Here is a 17,538-nt window from a genome sequence, read left to right on the forward strand (position 1 = left end):
TTCTGGTCAATACGGCAAAATAGCCAGTCATAAGCCGCGTTGCTTTGATTTACCTAGCCTGCGGGCAATTCAAACAAACGTTTGTATTGGACGCTCGCAGTGGTCTATATATAATGCGCCACCTAGAGAGAAAGGTGGGTCAGGCCTTTGCGCCAGACGACACCGAACCTCCATCCATTAGAAAAAAAGCCTGTTGAGCCTTGAGTAGGAGATAACCTGTGGAACGCGAATACATGGAATTCGACGTGGTCATCGTCGGCGCTGGCCCGGCGGGCCTGTCTGCCGCCTGCCGACTGAAGCAGAAGGCCGCCGAAGCCGGTAAGGAAATCAGCGTCTGCGTGGTCGAGAAAGGCTCCGAAGTGGGCGCACATATTCTCTCCGGTGCGGTGTTTGAACCCCGCGCCCTGAACGAATTGTTCCCGGACTGGAAAGAACTCGGCGCCCCGCTCAACACCCCCGTGGTGCGCGATGACATCTATGTACTGCGCAGCCCCGAAGCCTCCACCAAGGTTCCTGACTTCTTTGTGCCCAAGACCATGCACAACGAAGGCAACTACATCATCTCCCTGGGCAACCTGTGCCGCTGGCTGGCCCAGCAGGCCGAGAACCTGGGCGTGGAAGTCTACCCAGGCTTCGCCGCCCAGGAAGCGCTGTTCGACGAAAACGGCGTGGTACGCGGGATCATCACCGGCGACCTCGGCGTCGACCGCGAAGGCAACCCGAAAGAAGGCGTCTACACCCCGGGCATGGAACTGCGTGGCAAGTACACGTTGTTCGCCGAAGGTTGCCGTGGCCACATCGGCAAGCAGCTGATCCAGCGCTTCAACCTGGACAGCGACGCCGACGCCCAGCACTACGGCATCGGCCTCAAGGAAATCTGGGAAATCGACCCAGCCAAGCATCAACCAGGCCTGGTGGTGCACACCGCCGGTTGGCCGCTGGACATCATGAGCAACGAGAACACCGGCGGTTCGTTCCTCTATCACCTGGAAAACAACCAGGTGGTCGTCGGCCTGATCGTCGACCTGTCCTACAGCAACACCTTCCTGTCGCCGTTCGATGAGTTCCAGCGCCTCAAGCACCACCCGGTGCTGGCCCAGTACCTCGAAGGCGGCAAGCGCATCAGCTACGGCGCCCGCGCCCTGGCCAAAGGTGGCATCAACTCGCTGCCGAAGATGGTGTTCAAGGGCGGCGCATTGATCGGCTGCGACCTGGGCACCATGAACGTGGCCAAGATCAAGGGCAGCCACACCGCGATGAAGTCTGGCATGCTCGCCGCCGACGCCGTGGCCGACCGCCTGTTTGCCGAATCCGAAGGCGGTGATGAACTGACCGCTTACGTCGACAGCTTCAAGTCCAGCTGGCTCTACGAAGAACTGTTCGCCAGCCGCAACTTCGGCCCGGCGATGCACAAGTTCGGCCCGATCCTCGGCGCCGGCTTCAACTGGTTCGACCAGAACATCCTCGGCGGCAAGATGCCGTTCACCCTGCACGACACCAAGCCGGACTACGCCTGCCTCAAGCTGGCCAAGGACAGCAAGAAGATCGACTACCCCAAACCCGACGGCAAGCTGAGCTTCGACAAGTTGAGCTCGGTGTTCATCTCCGGTACCAACCATGAAGAAGAACAGCCGTGCCACTTGAAGCTCAAAGACCCGAGCATCCCGATCGGCACCAACCTGCCGCTCTACGATGAACCGGCGCAGCGCTACTGCCCGGCGGGCGTGTATGAAGTGATCACCCAGGAAGACGGCGCCAAGCGCTTCCAGATCAACGCCCAGAACTGCGTGCACTGCAAGACCTGTGACATCAAGGACCCTTCGCAGAACATCACCTGGGTAACGCCGGAAGGCGCGGGTGGGCCGACTTACCCGAATATGTAACGCCAACTGAGGCTCCCAAATGGGAGCCTTTTTTGTGGCAGGAACTCGGTCAAATGTGGGAGCGGGCTTGCTCGCGAAAGCGGTGGGTCAGTTAGAGCATATTTGACTGACAAACCGCTTTCGCGAGCAAGCCCGCTCCCACATTGACCCATTGAATCAGTAAGATCTAGGCGACGCGCTCCTCGCCGGGGTTACGCTCGAAGTAGCGCTTGTACTCGCGACTGAACTGCGACGTACTCTGATACCCCACGCTATGCGCCGCCTGCGCCACCCCCATGCCTTCCACCATCAGCAACTGCTGCGCCTTCAACAAGCGCAATCGCTTCAGGTACTGCACCGGCGACAACAAGGTGCAGCGCTTGAAATGCTCGTGAAACGTCGACGCACTCATGTGCGCATACCCCGCCAATGTCTCGATATTCAGCGGCTCGGCATAATGGGCGTGCAGGTGATTCAATGACGTGGCGATTCGCGAAAACTGCCCCTGCTGTTCCACCAAGGCGCGCAACACATCGGCCTGCGGCCCGCGCAGCGCGGTGAACAACAATTCACGCACCCGCGCCGGGCCCATGATCCGGCTTTCCAGCGGATCATGCAGGCACTGCAGCAGCCGTTCGACGCAGCCACGCATGGCGTCATCCAGCACCACCGAACTCATCGACTCCAACGTCTGCGCCGTCGGCGGCGGCCCGGCCTGAATGCCCATGGCCATCACCAACTCCCCCAGCACCACACGGTCGATGCCCACCGTCACCCCGTAGAGCGGCGCATCCGGTGCCATGGCAAATGTCTCGCACTCGAACGGCACCGGCATGGCCTGGATCAAATAGTGCCCGGCGCCATACTCCAGCGTGCGCGGGCCCAGGTAGGCGACTTTGCTGCCCTGGGCCACGAACATCAGGCTGGGCTCATAGATCTGCGGGCCGCGCGCCACATCGCAGCTGGCGCGCAATACCTTCACGCCCGGCAGGTGGGTCGGCGAGAAACCGTCGCAGGGCGTCAGCCCCTCAATCAAGGAAACCAGCGTGGCGTTGGCATCAAGATGGCGAGTCAACAACATGGCAAAAAACTTCGCGAAAAAGGGATGAACGCATCATCGCAGGTCCGGCGACACAAAAACCCAAACCCGGGGCACCTCCGGACGAATAGGCATGAGACTCGGAGCAATCGCCATGGCCGCTGCAAGGCCCGGCGCGGAGAATGCGCCGCCTCACCTGTCATTGCTTTTTGCGAGGTTTTTCCCATGTACACCGCCATCGGTTATGCCGCCCAGTCGGCCACCACTCCCCTCGCCCCCATGTCCTTCCAGCGCCGCAGCCCGCGCGTCGATGATGTGGCCATCGAGATCCTGTACTGCGGCGTGTGCCACTCCGACATCCACCAGGCACGCAACGAGTGGGGCATCGCCGTGTACCCGCTGATGCCCGGCCACGAGATCGTCGGCAAAGTCACCGCCGTTGGCGCCAACGTCACCGCGCACAAAGTCGGCGATCTGGTCGGCGTGGGCTGCATGGTCGACTCGTGCCGTCACTGCGACGCGTGCAAGTCGGACCTGGAGCAATACTGCCTCGAAGGCCCGACCATGACCTACGCCACCCCGGACCGCGTCGACGGCAGCAACACCATGGGTGGCTACTCCGACAGCATCGTGGTCAGCGAACACTTCGTGGTGAAGATCCCGGCCAGGCTCGACCTGGCCAGCGCCGCGCCGATCCTCTGCGCCGGCGTGACCATGTACTCGCCGATCAAGCACTACGGCATCAAGGCTGGCGACAAGGTCGGCGTATTGGGCATGGGCGGCCTCGGCCACATGGGCATCAAGCTGGCAAAGGCGATCGGCGCCGAAGTGACCTTGTTCACCCGCTCGGCGAGCAAGGCCGAGGAAGGCCGTCGTCAGGGCGCCGACCACGTGATCGTGTCCACCGACGCTGCGCAGATGCAAGCTGCTGCCGGGCAGTTCGATTTCCTGCTGGACACCATCCCGGTGCAGCACGACCTCAACCCCTACCTCGACGTGCTGCGCTTTGACGGCGTGCACATCCTGGTCGGCCTGATCGAGCCGGTCGACCCGCCGGTCAACGCCGCCAAGCTGATCCTGGGCCGCAAGGTGCTGGCCGGTTCGCTGATCGGTGGCATTGCCGAAACCCAGGAAGTCCTGGATTTCTGCGCCGAACACGGCATCAGCTGCGACATCGAAATGCTCGACATCCGCAACATCAACGAAGCCTACAGCCGCATGATCGCCGGCGATGTGAAGTACCGCTTTGTCATCGACATGGCGACCCTCAAGGCCTGATCAGGCCTTCGCGCCCAACTCCGCTGACAGCCGCGCTGCGACCTGTTTGATCACAGGGATCAGCTCGGCCATTTTCTCCAGCGGCATGTAGGGCACGGTACTGGCGATGCTGATGCCGGCGATAATCCGCCGGCTGGCATCGCGCACAGGTGCCGCGACACAACGGATCGACGGTTCGTTGTCTTCCAGGTCGAACGCATAACCGCCCACCACGTATTCACGCATGCGCTGCTCGAACTGGGCCCAGGACTGCTCCGGGTGCTGCGGCCACTGCGGGCTTTTCCCTGCAGCCGGCAAGCTGACGTCGTACAGGCGCTGCCACTCTTCGACCGAATCATCCAACAGCAATGCCTTGCCGATGCCCGTACGCGCCAGCGGCATGCGGTGGCCGACCCGCGAGCGCATTTCCGGGCCATTGCGGCCGGGGTTCTTGTGCAGGTAGAGCACGTCGTCGTACTCGCGGATGGCCAGGTGGATGGTGTCCCCGGTCAACGCCGACAATTCGTCCAGGTACGGCACCGCCAACGTCACCAACGGCAGCTCTTCACGCGCCTGGAAACCCAGCTCGATCAATTTGGGCCCCAGCAGGTAACCGACTTGCGGCACCACGCGCAGGTAGCGCTCCTCCACCAGGCAACTGGCCAGGCGGTGGGTGGTGCTGCGGGTGGTGCCGATGCGTTTGGCGATCTCTTTGAGATCCCGCGCACCGGCCGCCACCGCTTGTACCACGCCCAGGCCACGGAGCAGGGTCTGGGTGCCGGTGGGGGCGGCTTCTTTGACGGGGGTGTGGGCGTTTTCCTGCATATCGGGCCTATAAGTGTGAAAGCGCGGGCATTATGGCAAAAGCTGAACCTGAGCACAGCGAAGATCAAAATGTGGGAGCGGGCTTGCTCGCGAATGCGGTGTGTCAGTCACCTGATGAGCTAGCTGGCCCACCGCATTCGCGAGCAAGCCCGCTCCCACATTTAGTCCTCACATGGCATGGCTTAGCGTTGTTTCATGCGATCGATGATCACCGCCAACAACAAGATCGAGCCCCGAATCACATACTGGTAAAAGGTATCGATGTTCTTCAGGTTCATCGCATTCTCGATGATCGCCAGGATCAACACCCCGGCGATCACATGCCGGATCATGCCGATCCCGCCGCTCAACGACACCCCACCCAGCACGCACGCCGAAATCACCGTCAGCTCGAAGCCCTGGCCAATCATCGGTTGGCCCGAGGTCATGCGCGAGGCGAGGATCACCCCGGCCAACGCACCCACCAAGCCGTGTACGGCAAAGATGATGATCTTGGTGCGATCCACATTCACCCCGGCCAGCAGCGCCGCTTCCTGGTTGCCGCCAATGGCCATGGTATTGCGCCCGTAGGTGGTGTAGTTGAGCAGCCAGCCAAAGAACACAAAACACAGCACGGTGATGATGATCGGCACCGGCACACCCAGCAGTTGGCCGTTGCCGAACACGAAGAAACGTTCATCCATCACCCCCACCGCCTTGCCATTGGAGAAGATGTAGGCCAGGCCGCGCACGATCTGCATGGTCGCCAGCGTCGCAATCAACGCATTGATGCGCAGCTTGGCAATCACGATGCCGTTGATCAGCCCCACCACCAGGCCCATCGCCAACGCGGCCGACACGCCGAGCACCACGCTGTCGGTGTCGCGGATCACGATGCCGGCCACCACGCCGGCGCAGGCGATTACCGAGCCCACCGACAGGTCGAAATGCCCCGACGCCAGGCAGAACAACATGGTGCAGGCGGCGATGCCCACCGTAGAAACCGCCAGGCCCAGCCCGCGCATGTTCAGCGGCGAAAGGAAGTTGTCGATAAACAACGCACTGAGCACAAAGATGCCCAGCGCCGCGAGCAACATCACCCAGTCATCGAGGAACTTGCGCTGGTTGAAACCCGGCCAGAAGCCCTTTGCAGTTTTTACCTCGGACATACTCACCTCGAATTCATCAAGCCCGCGAACGCGGGAGAGCCAGTTGCAACAGCCGTGCTTCGTCCGCTTCGGCGCGGGTCAATTCGCCGGTCAAGGCGCCTTCACTCATCACCAGGATGCGGTCGCTGATGCCCATCACTTCCATCAAATCGCTGGACACCACGATCACCGCAATCCCGCTTGCCGCCAGGGTATGGATGATCTGGTAGATCTCGGCCTTGGCGCCGATATCGATGCCGCGGGTGGGTTCGTCAAGCAGCAGCACCTTCATCGGCATCGACAGCCAGCGGCCGAGAATGGCCTTCTGTTGGTTGCCGCCGGAGAGGTACATGATCTTCTGCTCGGCATTCGGCGTCTTGACCTTCATCGCCTTGATCTGGTGCTCGGCGTTGCCCTTTTCCCAGCCGTCACGCAACAACCAGCCGAACGCCGAATGGGCGCCACGGGCGCTGATGTTGATGTTCTCGGCGACGCTGGACAGCGGGATGATGCCTTCCTTTTTGCGGTCTTCCGGGCACAGCAGCACCCCGGCGGCGATGGCATCGCGCGGTGAGCGCAGTTGCAGCGGCGCGCCGCACAGCTCCAGGCGACCGGCGCTGGTGCGCTCTAAACCGCTGAGCAGGCGCAACAGTTCGGTGCGCCCTGCCCCGACCAGGCCGAACAGCCCGAGAATCTCGCCCTTGCGCACGTCAAAGCTGATCGGTTCACGCAAGCCGGGGCCTTGTAAACCGTCGACCTTCAACGCCACTTCGCCGTGGTCACGCGGGCGGTAATCGTAGATGTCCTGGATGTCGCGCCCGACCATGCACGTCACCAACTGGTCATGGGTCAGCGCGCTCATGTCGTCGAAGGTGCGCACGAAGCGGCCGTCCTTGAACACCGTCACCGCGTTGCAGATGCGGAACACTTCTTCCATGCGGTGCGACACGTAGAGCACCACTTTGCCCTCGTCGCGCAGGCGCGTGATGATCGCCATCAAGCGGTCGATCTCCCGCGCCGACAGGCTGCTGGTGGGTTCGTCAAACGCGATCACATGCGCGCCACGGGACAGCGCCTTGGCGATTTCCACCAGTTGGCGCTGGCCCAGGGACAGGCGGCCGAGCTTTTCGGTCGGGTCGATTTCATCCGCCAGGCCCTTGAGGCAAGCGAGGGCCTGCTGGCGCAGCAGGCCCCGATTGACCACGCCGAACCGCGACGGCAAATGCCCGAGGAACAGGTTTTCGGCGACGGTCATTTCCGGCACCAGGTGCAGCTCCTGGTGGATCACCGCCACGCCGTTGGCGATGCTGTCGGCGGCGCATTTGAAGGCCATGGTCTGCGCGCCGATCTGCACTGTGCCGCTGCTTGGGATGTAGGCGCCGCCAAGGATTTTCAGCAGCGTCGACTTGCCCGCGCCGTTCTCGCCCATCAGCGCGTGTACCGCGTGCGGTCGCGCTTCAAAGCTGATCTGCGTCAAGGCCTTGACCCCGGGAAACTCCTTGCCGATGCCGTTGAAACGCAGGGCCGCGCCGCTCATTTCCACAGACCGATTTTGGTCAGTTCTGCCTGGAAATTTTCGCGGGTGATCAGCGTCACTTCGTCCATCGCCGTGTACTTCGCCGGTTCCTTGCCGGTGGTGACCCACTCATACATCGCCAGCGCCGTGTTGTAGCCCTCGATATGCGGGCTCGGCAGCATCGAACCGAAGAAACCACTGTCAGGCTTTTTCAGCTCGCCGATGGCGTCGGTGCCATTGATACCGATGCCGATCACGTTGGCCGCCTTGAAGCCGGCGCTTTCGGTGGCGCGCACGCCGCCAAGCACGGTGTTGTCGTTCATGCCGCCGATGATCAGGTTTTTCGCGCCACTGGGCAGCTTGACCAGGGCCGAGTTGGTGGCGTCCATACTGCCCGGCACGTCGAGGGTTTTCAGGGCGGCGGTGAGGATGTGGTCCTTGGGAAGGCCGGCTTCTTCCAGGGATTTGATCGAGCCGTCGGTGCGTTTTTTACCAGTGTCGAGTTCGTTATAGGTGTTGATCACCGCGTAGGTGTCCTTCCAGTCCCAACCGCGCTTTTTCGCTTCGCCAGCCATGGCCGCACCCTGTTTCTGGCCGACTTCGAAAGCGGCCATGCCCAGGTACGGCACGTCCTCCATGAAGTTGCCCTTGGCATCGACGAAACGATCATCCACCGCCATGACTTTCAAGCCATTGGCCTTGGCCTTGGCCACGATCGCTGGGCCGAGGGACACATCCGGCGGGCAGATCACAAAGCCCTTGGCGCCATTGGCCGCGAGGCTGTCGATGGCCGAAAGGGTTTTCTCGCCATCGGGCACGGCGATCTTGATCACGGTAAACCCATGGTCCTTGCCGGCTTTTTCGGCGAAGGCCCATTCGGTCTGGAACCACGGTTCTTCAGCCTGCTTGACCAGAAAGCCGATCTTCACTTCTTCAGCCGAAACAACGCCGCTGAACGCGACGGCGAGCGCCAGGGTGCCGAGTGTCTTCTTCAACATGAACCACCTCCTTCTTGTTATTGGAGAACGCTTTAGTCGTGGTACATCACAGACCGCCCGCCATCGATCATCAGGCAGGTGGCATTGATAAAGGGCGCCTCGTCGGTCGCCAGAAACAGCGCGGTCATCGCGACTTCCACCGGCTGGCCGATGCGCTTGGGCGGGTGCAGGTCGAAGGCGCGCTGGCGCTCGGCGTGGGGGTCGGGGAAACCGTTCCAGTAGTCGACGTTGAGCTGAGTCTCGATATAGCCCGGCGCGATGGCATTCACGCGGATGCCCTTGGCCGCGTATTCGATGCCAAGGGCGCGGGTCAGGCCAAGCAGGCCGTGCTTGGCCACGGGATAGGGAAAGCAGCCGGGGATGATGTGGCTGGAATGGGTGGAGGCGATATTGATGATGTTGCCGATGCCCTGCTCGATCATATGCGGCAGCACCGCACGGCAGCCGAACCAGGCGCCGTCGAGGTCGATGGCGAAGCAGCGGCGCCAGTCTTCGTCGCTCATTTGCAGCGGGTCGCGGAACACGTTGACCCCGGCGCAGTTGACCAGCACGTCCACACGGCCAAAACGCTCGATGGCCAGGTTGACCAGCGCTTGCCATTGCTCTTTTGAGGTGATGTCGACGGGTTGGGCGTGGATTGCAGCGCCGCGTTCGCGCCAGTGGGCGGCAACGGCTTGGACTTTTTCAGCCTGGATGTCGGCGATGACCAGGCGCGCCTGCTGGGCCTGGAAGCACGCGACGATGGCCTCGCCGATGCCTTGGGCGGCGCCGGTGATGATCACCACCTTGTCTTTGAGCCGCTCGCCGTAGGTTGGCTCGGGCACGGCGGGGAGGGACAACGGTTGTGCCTGCATCGCTTCACCTGTTTTATTTTTGGTAGTGAGTGCTGATGCCGCCGACTATAAACCTATCTTTTGAAATATCTCAATATATAAATTTGCATCCCACATAATGAGCAGTCGCGCAAAAAAAGTGGGAGCCGGCTTATGTCGGAGCTCCCACATTTGAACTTCAGTGCTTTCTAAAAAGTGATCTCAGCCCAAGGCAAAGTCGCGCAACGCATCGCCTTCCATGCGGTAGCGCACCCACTCTTCCTGAGGCTGCGCGCCGATGGATTTGTAGAAGGCGATCGCCGGCTCGTTCCAGTCCAGCACGCTCCATTCGAAGCGCCCGCAACCGTTGTCAAAGGCGATCTTCGCCAGGTGGCGCAGCAACTTCTTGCCCGCACCGCCGCCGCGTTGTTCCGGGTTGATGTAGAGGTCTTCGAGGTACAGGCAGTTGCTGCCCAGCCACGTGGAGTAGCTGAAAAAGAACACCGCGAAACCAATCGGCAAGCCGTCGCGCAAACAGATCAGGCCATGGGCGGTGGCGCCCTCGCTGAACAGGCTGCGCTCGATGTCCACGACACTGGCGATCACTTCATGCCGGGCCTTTTCGTACTCGGCCAGTTCGGTGATGAAAGTCAGGATCTGCGCAGCATCGCTGGGCACCGCGGGGCGAATCTCGATGGTCATGGTCGAGCCTTGGGCAATTTCAAAGCACACATACTAAGGGGGATTCATGACTGATTGCAGTGCATTTTCATCGCTGCCGTTACTCCGTCGGCAGCTAACGCTGGCACCAGCAACCGCACAACAATCGACCAATGCCACCATGGTAAAAAAACCGGCATAACTCCAACGACTTCCAGGCCGCCCCCCATGCACTCCACACCCCCGGTGAGCAACAAGCTGTTCGCCCTGTTCTGTCTCGCCAGTTTTCTGCTGTCGTTGTCTTACGGCTCGACCTTTTTGCTGTCGCTGCTGATGCATACACGCGGCGGCGATGAGCACGATGCGGGCAGTGTGATTTCCATGGCGATGCTCAGCACCTTTGTCGCGGTGATGGTCTCGGGGCATCTGTCCGACGCCCTGGGTGCGGCGCGCGCGATTGCCGGTATGGGCCTGCTGTTGGTAGTGGCATGCCTGGGCTTTGCGCTGACGCCGGGCGTTGGCGAAAGCCTGATGGTGTTCGGGCTGGCCCTGGGACTGGGCTGGGGGGTGTTCTACACCTTGGGGCCGATCATCGTGGCGATGTTGGTGGCGCCGCAACAACGGGCCAAATATTTTGCGTTGCTGTCGGGCAGCATGATGAGCGGCATCGGCGCCGGGCCGTTGCTGGGGCGGGCGGCCAACGCCCTGGGGCTGGCGCTGACCAGCGCATTTCTGATCGCTGCATGCGCCAGCCTGATCGGTGTGCTGATGTTCTGGCGCCTGGGGGCCCATCTCGGGCAAGAGGCTGCGGTGGCCAAAATCTCCTGGCGCGCCACGCGTCAGGTGCTGTCGTCCAAAGCCGCATTCGCGATTGTCATGGTCGGCCTGGGCGGTTGTGTGTTTGGCGGGTTGTCGTCGTTCCAGACCAGCTACGCAGCGGCGCACTCGCTGGACTATTCGCTGTTTTTTGCGGGTTTTCTCAGCGCCGCGATCAGCAGCCGGTTGTTGATCGCCGGCTTCGTGGTCAAGCGGGATGCGTACCGCGCGGCGTGTGTGCTGTCGGGGTTGATGCTGGTGTCGGTGTTGATGTTTGGCTTCGGTGTGTCAGGCAGTTTCAGTTACCTGTTGGCGGCGATTACGTTGGGGGTGGGTTACGGCCTGACGTATTCGGTGATCAACGGGTTGGTGGCGAACGAAGCACCGCCGGGCAGCACCTCCCAGGCGTTGCTGTTGTTCAGCCTGGCGTACTTTGTCGGGGTGTTCGGGTTTCCGTTGCTGGCGGGCAAGATTATCGTCGAACACGGCATGCCCACGCTGTTGTTGAGTGTGACGGCGGTGGCGGCGCTCAATTGGCTGATCAGCGTTGTTCGGCTGGTACTGCGCCGTTCGTCGCCATCGAGGCACCAACCAGCCTTGCGGGCGGACCAATAGAGGGTAAGGACAATAACTCTATGGAGATTCCCTCATGAAGCATTCCAAGTTGGCTGCCCTCGCCTTTGCAGGCCTGTTGTCGTCGGTTTCGCTGAGCGGTTTTGCGGCCACCTCGTCCACCGGCACGAGCACCCCTGACGCGACCACCGAGTCCCAGAAATCCATGGGCACGGGGCTGCAAATCAACAATGGGGCGGTGATCGAAAACTCCAACGGCGCCGACCCGCACACCAAGGGGCACGACGCGGAACGCCAGGCGCCAACTGCGGTGGGCAATGGCAAGATGGGCCCCTCGGTGAACGAGCCGACGATCAACAAAGGCGATGGCTCCAACCTGCCGGGCGCGCCGAAACAGCCTGCGCCGTAGAAGACATGTTCCGAAACCCAATGTGGCAGGGGGCTTGCCTCCTGCCACATTCTTGCCGCGGTTCAGCGCGCCAATAGCGCGTCGACCTCGGCGGTGCCAGGAGAAGTGGCCGGGCCCCAGCGTGTCACGGCCAAGGCTGCCGCAGCGTTCGCACGGCGCGCCGCCTGGGCGGGTGCGAGGCCATTGGCCAAGCCTGCGATAAACACCCCAGCATGGGCATCGCCCGCTCCGTTGCTGTCCACCGCCGTCACCTTGAAGCCCGGCACATGTTCGGCATTCACCCAGCAGCCATTCGGGCCATCGCGCACCACCCGCAATGCGCCCTCGGGCAGATGCCGTTGCAAGGCGTTCAAGGCCTGCGCCAACGTAGCCGCACCAGTAAATGCCAACACCTCCGGACCATTGCTGGTCCAGATGTCGATACGCGGCAGCAACGCTGCCATCAGCGCCGACTCCGGCGCCTTGACCAGCGGGCCCGGATCGAACACCACGGTGATCTCACGCGGCAGCGCCAACAGCCAATCGAGCAACGCCTGGGCCTTGCCTTCGAGCAACAGGCTGTAACCGCTGACATAGACATAATCGTCCGCCTGCGGGACAACCCGCGCCAAATCCTCGGCCGTCAACTCGCCCTCGGCACCAAGATGGGAAATGAACGTGCGCTCGGTCGTCGCCTCGGTCAGGGACACACACAAGCCCGTGTCTTTATCGGGGCTGGCGGCCTGGGCCATCTCGACACCTTCGGCCTGCATCGCCGCGCGGGCCAAGTCACCAAAGCGCCCGTTGCCGTGGCGCCCCAGATACACCACCGGCAAGCCGTTGCGCCGTGCCGCCGCCATCACATTGAAACCACCGCCGGCTTCGAAACTGGCAGATTGTGCCAACACGTCACCGCCAGTCGCGGGCAAGGTTTCCAGGGCCATGACCAGATCGACAATGACCTGGCCGGTGTGCAGCAATCTAGACATGACGACGCTCGACTAACGCCGGGCGACGGTCGGATGCGCCGCCCAGTACGGCATAAATCCCGCCGGCCACCAGGAAGGTGACGATCCAGCCCAGGCCGTTGTGGCCCAGCCAGGAGTCGGACAAAGGCCCGGCGAACCAGATGTTTTCGGCGGTGGTGCCGATGGTGGTAAAGCTGAAACCCAGTACGATCGCCACGGCCCAGGCACCAAACGCGCGCCATTCCACGCCGCCGCGGTACCAATAGGCACTGCTCGGGCTGACGTCCAGCAGGTCATTGGCGCTGTAGTGGTGACGGTGGATCAGGTCGACCACGAAGATCCCGACCCACGCGGTGATCGGTACCGCCAACAGCGAAATGAAGGTGATGAACGGGCCGTAGAAGCTGTCGGCGATCAGCATGAAGTAGATCGAGCCGGCGAAGATCGCCACGATGTCGACGATCACTGCGTGCACGCGCTTGACCTTCAAGCCGAGGGTCAAGGTGGTGAGGCCCGCCGAGTACACCGACAGGTTGTTCGACAGCAGCAGCCCGCCGAACGCGGTGATCAGGTACGGCACGGCCATCCAGGTCGGCAACATGTCGCGGATCGCGATGATCGGGTCGGTGGCCGAGGCCAGGTCGTTGTTGCCCACCGAGAGCAGGCCGCCGAGGGTGATCAGCAGCACCAGCGGGATGCCCGCGCCAAACGCGGCCGAGGCCACCAGGCGCACGGCCTTGACGCTGCGGTGCTGGTAGCGCGACATGTCGGCGCCGGCATTGGCCCAGCCGATACCCGTGCCGGCGGCCATGGTGCCGACGCCGATGATCATCGCGCTCAGCGGCGCCGGCGTAGCGTTGAACACCGCGCTCCAGTCGATGGTGGCGCAGAGGAAGCCGCCCACCAGGATATTCAGGGCGCCGAACACGTAGGTCGCCCACTTCTGGATCACCAGCAAGGTGGCGTGACCGAGGCCGGATACCGACAGGGTCAGCAGCACGAAGATGGCGATGAATACTAGCGTCAGAACCGGTGCGCTTTTCGCCTCGACCGGCGAGCCGAACAGGATCGAGCACAACGACAGCAGCACGAACGCGGCTGTGGTGGTGTTCACGGTTTCCCAGCCCAGGCGCGACATCAGCGAGACCAGCGTCGGGCCGATGTTGCCGCGCACACCGAAGATCGCCCGGGACAAGGTCAGGCTCGGCGCACGGCCACGTCGACCGGCGATGGAGATGATGCCCACCACCGCGAACGAACCGGCCGCGCCGAGGATCGCGACGATGATTGCCTGCCAGATGGCCAGGCCGCGAAACGCCACCAGCGTCGCCCCCAGCGGCAGGCCGAGGATGCTGATATTGGCGGCGAACCAGACCCAGAACAGTTGCAGCGGATGGCCGTTGCACTCGCCTTCCGGAACCGGTTCGATGCCACGTGTTTCCAATTGCCCGGCGCTTTGGCCGCTAGGGGTGCTGCTCATGAAGGATGCTCCTGGTGCCTGTCTTGTTGTGGTTGTGGCAAGTGTTCCATGCAGTCGATCAACTGTGGGAGCGGGTGGATCTGTGCCAGTCAGCGCATGGCGAGTAGTGCCTGGACCAGTGGCTGCAAGTCCAGACCATTGACCCGCTTGACCTGCTCGACCATCGCCTGTGGCCAGCACTGCATGCCCAGGCAGGCACCCAGCATGGCGCCGAGAATCGCGGCGATGGTATCGGTGTCGCCGCCCAGGCTGGCAGCCAGGCACAAGGCTTCAAACGCGCTCATGTCGCCCACCGCCACTTGCTGCGCGAGGGCGAACGAGACCACCACCGACTCCTGGGATGCGACGGAGGTGCCGATCAATTCGTAGAGCAAATCGGCAAACAGCGCTTTGTCGCCACTGCCGACACTCAGGGTGCGCGCCCAACTGATGCGGGTGGACATGCGTCCTCCGGCAATCCAGTGACCATGGCTTTGCGCCTGCTGGGCGATCTGGGTGCCGATGTTCAGTGCTTCGCCCAAATCCACGCCGTTGATCCCGGCCGAGACCACCGCCGCCACCGCCGCCGCGCTGGAGATGCCCAGGCTGGTGTTGTGGGTGACCTGGCACGCCTGGATCACAGCCTGGATAAACCGCATCGGATCGCTGACATCAGCGGCGATACCGACCGGAGTGATGCGCATCGCGGCACCGTTGGTGGTGCCATAACGCCCGGACTCCTGCGGGGTGTGACCGGCGAGGATCATGTCGATCGCACGTTTGGTCGATGGGCCGAGCAAGTCCTGGGAACCCTTGGCGCGCATCCGCGCTTCCCACGCGATCAAGCGCTTGGCCAGCACGGTGGGCTCGATGGTGCCTCGGCCTTCGACCAGCAGCTCGCCGATCAGAATCGCCTGCTCGGTGTCATCGGTGATGGAACCGGCGGGCATGTTCGGTGCGATGGGCTGGTTGGCGTCGGCATCTTCCAGGGTGGTGATCGCACCGAAGCGTGCGCGCACCTGTTCGCGGCTCAGGGACTGGGTGGGCATGCCCAGGGCATCGCCCAAGGCCAGGCCGTAGAAGGCGCCGAGCGCGCGGTTGAGCGGGGTCATTTCGGGTTTCCAAATTGCAGATGCAGGCGAAAGTGCAGCGGGTCGAGCAAGCTTTCAACGTATTCCATAAAGCGCTCGCGACGGTCGTAGGTGGTGCGCGACGCCTTGAGAAACACGCTGCCGCTGGGGCGACCAAGCAGCTCGGCGTCGCTGTCACTGAGGGGCTCGGCGCCGATCCATTGGTCACCTTCGGCGCCGACAAAGCCGTAGGCTGCCAGGGTGATGGTCAGGGAGTTCTCGATCAGACCGACTTCCGGCAGGCTCTCAAGGCCACCGGAAGCCGGCATCAGCGAACGTTCCAGGGACACGGCGGTACCGTCTGACGTGCGCCGGCGGCGGTCGAGAGCAATGAATTGCTCGGTGCCGAAGCGGCTGAACAGGTCCGGGCGGCTCACGGCCTCGAACCGCAGGACGTCGGTGCTCACCTGCGCCCCGGTGTCCGCCAGGGCTTGTGCCCAGCCGCTGCGCTGGTCGAGCATCATGCCGTCAAAGGTAACGATGGAGCCGACGCCGCTCTGGGTCGCAATGTAATGACGTCGCTTGAGCTCGGCCAGCGCCTCGCGCAGGGTGCCCCGGCTGACGGCGAACTCTTCGGCCAGTTGATGCTCACCCGGGAGCAGGAAACCGTCGGCCATCACCCCACCCTCGATACGGCGGATGAGCTCGTCGACGACGCGTTTTTTCTTATCAAATCGAACATGTCTAATCATGTACAAATTCATATCCGAAAGCGCCCGCTGTCAGCAAGCGAATTATTTTAGGAGGATGAAAAAGCCAGCCTCAGGGTTCCAGGCCAATCCTGAAGAATTCCCCGCCACTCCAGACGCCCAGCCAGTTCTGACCGTTGATCGGACGGCTGACCGCCAGTTCGACCAATTGGTAGAACACATTGCGATGCACGAGGGCTTCGAGGTTGGTGCGCACCCGCAGATAGGGTGACGGTTCCTGGGTGACTGGGTCAATGACCACCCGCAGCGGGTGCTCGAGGCCGGCATCGATCTGCTCGTCGACATTGGTGGTAAAGCGCAGCACCTGGCTTTCGCCCTGCCCTTCGACGTCAAGCGTCAGCGCAACGAACGGCGCATCATCGACGCGGATGCCGACTTTTTCCACGGGAGTGATCAGAAAGTACTCATCGCCATCGCGGCGGATGATATTGGAGAACAGCTTGACCATCGGCTTACGCCCGATCGGCGTGCCTTGGTAGAACCAGGTGCCGTCGCGGGCGATGCGCATGTCGATATGGCCGCAGAACTCCGGGTTCCATAGGTGCACTGGCGCCGGTCCCTTGCCCTTGGGCAGTTGGGCCAACAGATCATTGGCCTTGGCGGAATCGGTCATGGGCTGCTCCTGTGTCTTATTGATCGCTCATGCCCAGCAGGCTGCGGGCGTACTGCGCCAGGGGGCGGGCGATCAGATCCTGGGGTCGGTTGTCGTGGAACGTCAGTAAACCGCCACGGCTGCGAATCCGCACAGTATCAATCAAATACTGGGTGCTGGTCTCGATCAACATCACCTGGATCACACCGCTGTCGAGGCCGACGCGATCGAGGGCTTCCTGGTCGGCCCATTCATCGGCGTTGCCGATGCGGTCATCGGCTGCCGCGAAACGGCAATACAGCAGGTAGTGGGCCCCCGCGCCGCGCGCTTCAGTCATTGCCTGCTCGAGACCTTCCGGCTGACGGGCGCGACGGACCATGGGGAAGTATTCGACGAACCCGTTGAAGGCTTCTTCGGCCACCACGTTGGGACGCGGGTAGGCACTGCCCGGCGGCACAAATGCGCCTTGAGCGATAAAGACAAAGGAGTCCGGTTGCAGGCGGATCGAGTTGGTACGGCGGGTGTCGCTGTGGTCGAGCAACCCGGCGTCACTCATCTGATAGCGAGTGCCTTCGGCCATATCGCTGACGGTCATGCAACCACTCAGCGCCAACGACGCCAGCAACAAAACCAGACTACGCATCCTAATCCTCCAGAAGCCGGTGACGGAAAACCGGCGAATGGGCGTGAGATGCAGAATCCGCGCCATTCACAGACGACACAAATCAAATGTGGGAGCGGGCTTGTGTGGGAGCGGGCTTGCTCGCGAATGCGGTGTGTCAGTCAGCACATCTGTTTCTGATACA

General features: G+C 62.3%; 17 protein-coding genes. 4 read left to right on the plus strand and 13 right to left on the minus strand.

Features of this window, described 5'->3' with window-relative positions:
* The first annotated feature begins 218 nt into the window (after positions 1 to 218).
* Positions 219 to 1,883, plus strand: a complete 1,665-nt coding sequence (locus tag OPU96_RS16330) for an electron transfer flavoprotein-ubiquinone oxidoreductase (protein WP_226454833.1) — start codon at positions 219 to 221, stop codon at positions 1,881 to 1,883.
* 166 nt (positions 1,884 to 2,049) lie between these two features.
* Here OPU96_RS16330 and OPU96_RS16335 read toward each other — a convergent pair whose 3' ends face one another.
* Positions 2,050 to 2,943 carry an AraC family transcriptional regulator gene (locus OPU96_RS16335; RefSeq protein ID WP_192300699.1) on the minus strand — a complete coding sequence of 298 codons (894 nt, stop codon included), beginning with the start codon at positions 2,941 to 2,943 and terminating at the stop codon, positions 2,050 to 2,052.
* Between the two features lie 183 nt (positions 2,944 to 3,126).
* Between OPU96_RS16335 and OPU96_RS16340 the strand changes: the two genes are divergently transcribed.
* Positions 3,127 to 4,179 carry an NAD(P)-dependent alcohol dehydrogenase gene (locus OPU96_RS16340; protein WP_498559362.1) on the plus strand — a complete coding sequence of 351 codons (1,053 nt, stop codon included), beginning with the start codon at positions 3,127 to 3,129 and terminating at the stop codon, positions 4,177 to 4,179.
* On the opposite strand, the gene OPU96_RS16345 is transcribed toward OPU96_RS16340, so the two are convergent.
* The 6 genes from OPU96_RS16345 to OPU96_RS16370 form a co-directional block, all read right to left on the minus strand.
* Positions 4,180 to 4,983 (minus strand): IclR family transcriptional regulator, encoded by an 804-nt coding sequence (locus tag OPU96_RS16345; protein ID WP_498559363.1) that lies wholly within the window; start codon positions 4,981 to 4,983, stop codon positions 4,180 to 4,182. It abuts the gene before it with no gap.
* Between the two features lie 182 nt (positions 4,984 to 5,165).
* The gene (gene araH / locus OPU96_RS16350) at positions 5,166 to 6,131 is read right to left on the minus strand and encodes an L-arabinose ABC transporter permease AraH (RefSeq protein WP_305391384.1); all 966 of its coding nucleotides are present in this window, start codon (positions 6,129 to 6,131) and stop codon (positions 5,166 to 5,168) included.
* Positions 6,132 to 6,147: 16 nt separating this feature from the next.
* Positions 6,148 to 7,647: an L-arabinose ABC transporter ATP-binding protein AraG gene (araG, locus tag OPU96_RS16355; protein WP_498559364.1), complete on the minus strand. Its 1,500-nt coding sequence runs from the start codon at positions 7,645 to 7,647 to the stop codon at positions 6,148 to 6,150.
* A complete protein-coding gene (locus tag OPU96_RS16360; protein ID WP_192300694.1) occupies positions 7,644 to 8,624 on the minus strand; it encodes a substrate-binding domain-containing protein in 981 nt (326 codons plus the stop codon). The genes araG and OPU96_RS16360 overlap by 4 nt, the downstream gene beginning before the upstream one ends.
* A gap of 32 nt (positions 8,625 to 8,656) precedes the next feature.
* Positions 8,657 to 9,478 carry an SDR family oxidoreductase gene (locus OPU96_RS16365; protein WP_226457566.1) on the minus strand — a complete coding sequence of 274 codons (822 nt, stop codon included), beginning with the start codon at positions 9,476 to 9,478 and terminating at the stop codon, positions 8,657 to 8,659.
* 180 nt (positions 9,479 to 9,658) lie between these two features.
* The gene (locus tag OPU96_RS16370) at positions 9,659 to 10,138 is read right to left on the minus strand and encodes a GNAT family N-acetyltransferase (protein WP_010208407.1); all 480 of its coding nucleotides are present in this window, start codon (positions 10,136 to 10,138) and stop codon (positions 9,659 to 9,661) included.
* Between the two features lie 186 nt (positions 10,139 to 10,324).
* Between OPU96_RS16370 and OPU96_RS16375 the strand changes: the two genes are divergently transcribed.
* Entirely contained in the window at positions 10,325 to 11,527 is a 1,203-nt protein-coding gene (locus OPU96_RS16375; RefSeq protein ID WP_498559365.1) for an MFS transporter, read from the plus strand.
* Between the two features lie 34 nt (positions 11,528 to 11,561).
* The gene (locus OPU96_RS16380) at positions 11,562 to 11,894 is read left to right on the plus strand and encodes a hypothetical protein (RefSeq protein ID WP_498559366.1); all 333 of its coding nucleotides are present in this window, start codon (positions 11,562 to 11,564) and stop codon (positions 11,892 to 11,894) included.
* A gap of 62 nt (positions 11,895 to 11,956) precedes the next feature.
* On the opposite strand, the gene OPU96_RS16385 is transcribed toward OPU96_RS16380, so the two are convergent.
* The 6 genes from OPU96_RS16385 to OPU96_RS16410 all read right to left on the minus strand — a co-directional run bounded on the left by OPU96_RS16385 (position 11,957) and on the right by OPU96_RS16410 (position 17,375).
* A complete protein-coding gene (locus OPU96_RS16385) occupies positions 11,957 to 12,862 on the minus strand; it encodes a PfkB family carbohydrate kinase (RefSeq protein WP_498559367.1) in 906 nt (301 codons plus the stop codon).
* Positions 12,855 to 14,321, minus strand: coding sequence for a purine-cytosine permease family protein (locus tag OPU96_RS16390; protein ID WP_226457563.1), 1,467 nt, complete (start codon positions 14,319 to 14,321; stop codon positions 12,855 to 12,857). The genes OPU96_RS16385 and OPU96_RS16390 overlap by 8 nt, the downstream gene beginning before the upstream one ends.
* A gap of 89 nt (positions 14,322 to 14,410) precedes the next feature.
* Entirely contained in the window at positions 14,411 to 15,412 is a 1,002-nt protein-coding gene (locus OPU96_RS16395) for an ADP-ribosylglycohydrolase family protein (RefSeq protein ID WP_498559368.1), read from the minus strand.
* A complete protein-coding gene (locus OPU96_RS16400) occupies positions 15,409 to 16,122 on the minus strand; it encodes a GntR family transcriptional regulator (RefSeq protein WP_305391388.1) in 714 nt (237 codons plus the stop codon). The genes OPU96_RS16395 and OPU96_RS16400 overlap by 4 nt, the downstream gene beginning before the upstream one ends.
* Before the next feature lie 70 nt (positions 16,123 to 16,192).
* Complete coding sequence (locus OPU96_RS16405) at positions 16,193 to 16,753, minus strand: DUF1285 domain-containing protein (protein WP_192300687.1); 561 nt, start codon at positions 16,751 to 16,753, stop codon at positions 16,193 to 16,195.
* Positions 16,754 to 16,769: 16 nt separating this feature from the next.
* The gene (locus OPU96_RS16410) at positions 16,770 to 17,375 is read right to left on the minus strand and encodes a DUF4823 domain-containing protein (protein ID WP_192300686.1); all 606 of its coding nucleotides are present in this window, start codon (positions 17,373 to 17,375) and stop codon (positions 16,770 to 16,772) included.
* Between the last annotated feature and the right edge of the window lie 163 nt (positions 17,376 to 17,538).

It is taken from the genome of Pseudomonas sp. RP-B7 (genome assembly GCF_059803535.1).

Bases quoted from the DNA above. Each gene is read 5' to 3' on its own strand.
- OPU96_RS16335 (WP_192300699.1), bottom strand. From the start codon at position 2,943: ATGTTGTTGACTCGCCATCTTGATGCCAACGCCACGCTGGTTTCCTTG.
- OPU96_RS16340 (WP_498559362.1), top strand. From the start codon at position 3,127: ATGTACACCGCCATCGGTTATGCCGCCCAGTCGGCCACCACTCCCCTC.
- OPU96_RS16345 (WP_498559363.1), bottom strand. From the start codon at position 4,983: ATGCAGGAAAACGCCCACACCCCCGTCAAAGAAGCCGCCCCCACCGGC.
- araH (WP_305391384.1), bottom strand. From the start codon at position 6,131: ATGTCCGAGGTAAAAACTGCAAAGGGCTTCTGGCCGGGTTTCAACCAG.
- araG (WP_498559364.1), bottom strand. From the start codon at position 7,647: ATGAGCGGCGCGGCCCTGCGTTTCAACGGCATCGGCAAGGAGTTTCCC.
- OPU96_RS16360 (WP_192300694.1), bottom strand. From the start codon at position 8,624: ATGTTGAAGAAGACACTCGGCACCCTGGCGCTCGCCGTCGCGTTCAGC.
- OPU96_RS16365 (WP_226457566.1), bottom strand. From the start codon at position 9,478: ATGCAGGCACAACCGTTGTCCCTCCCCGCCGTGCCCGAGCCAACCTAC.
- OPU96_RS16370 (WP_010208407.1), bottom strand. From the start codon at position 10,138: ATGACCATCGAGATTCGCCCCGCGGTGCCCAGCGATGCTGCGCAGATC.
- OPU96_RS16375 (WP_498559365.1), top strand. From the start codon at position 10,325: ATGCACTCCACACCCCCGGTGAGCAACAAGCTGTTCGCCCTGTTCTGT.
- OPU96_RS16380 (WP_498559366.1), top strand. From the start codon at position 11,562: ATGAAGCATTCCAAGTTGGCTGCCCTCGCCTTTGCAGGCCTGTTGTCG.
- OPU96_RS16385 (WP_498559367.1), bottom strand. From the start codon at position 12,862: ATGTCTAGATTGCTGCACACCGGCCAGGTCATTGTCGATCTGGTCATG.
- OPU96_RS16390 (WP_226457563.1), bottom strand. From the start codon at position 14,321: ATGAGCAGCACCCCTAGCGGCCAAAGCGCCGGGCAATTGGAAACACGT.
- OPU96_RS16395 (WP_498559368.1), bottom strand. From the start codon at position 15,412: ATGACCCCGCTCAACCGCGCGCTCGGCGCCTTCTACGGCCTGGCCTTG.
- OPU96_RS16400 (WP_305391388.1), bottom strand. From the start codon at position 16,122: ATGATTAGACATGTTCGATTTGATAAGAAAAAACGCGTCGTCGACGAG.
- OPU96_RS16405 (WP_192300687.1), bottom strand. From the start codon at position 16,753: ATGACCGATTCCGCCAAGGCCAATGATCTGTTGGCCCAACTGCCCAAG.
- OPU96_RS16410 (WP_192300686.1), bottom strand. From the start codon at position 17,375: ATGCGTAGTCTGGTTTTGTTGCTGGCGTCGTTGGCGCTGAGTGGTTGC.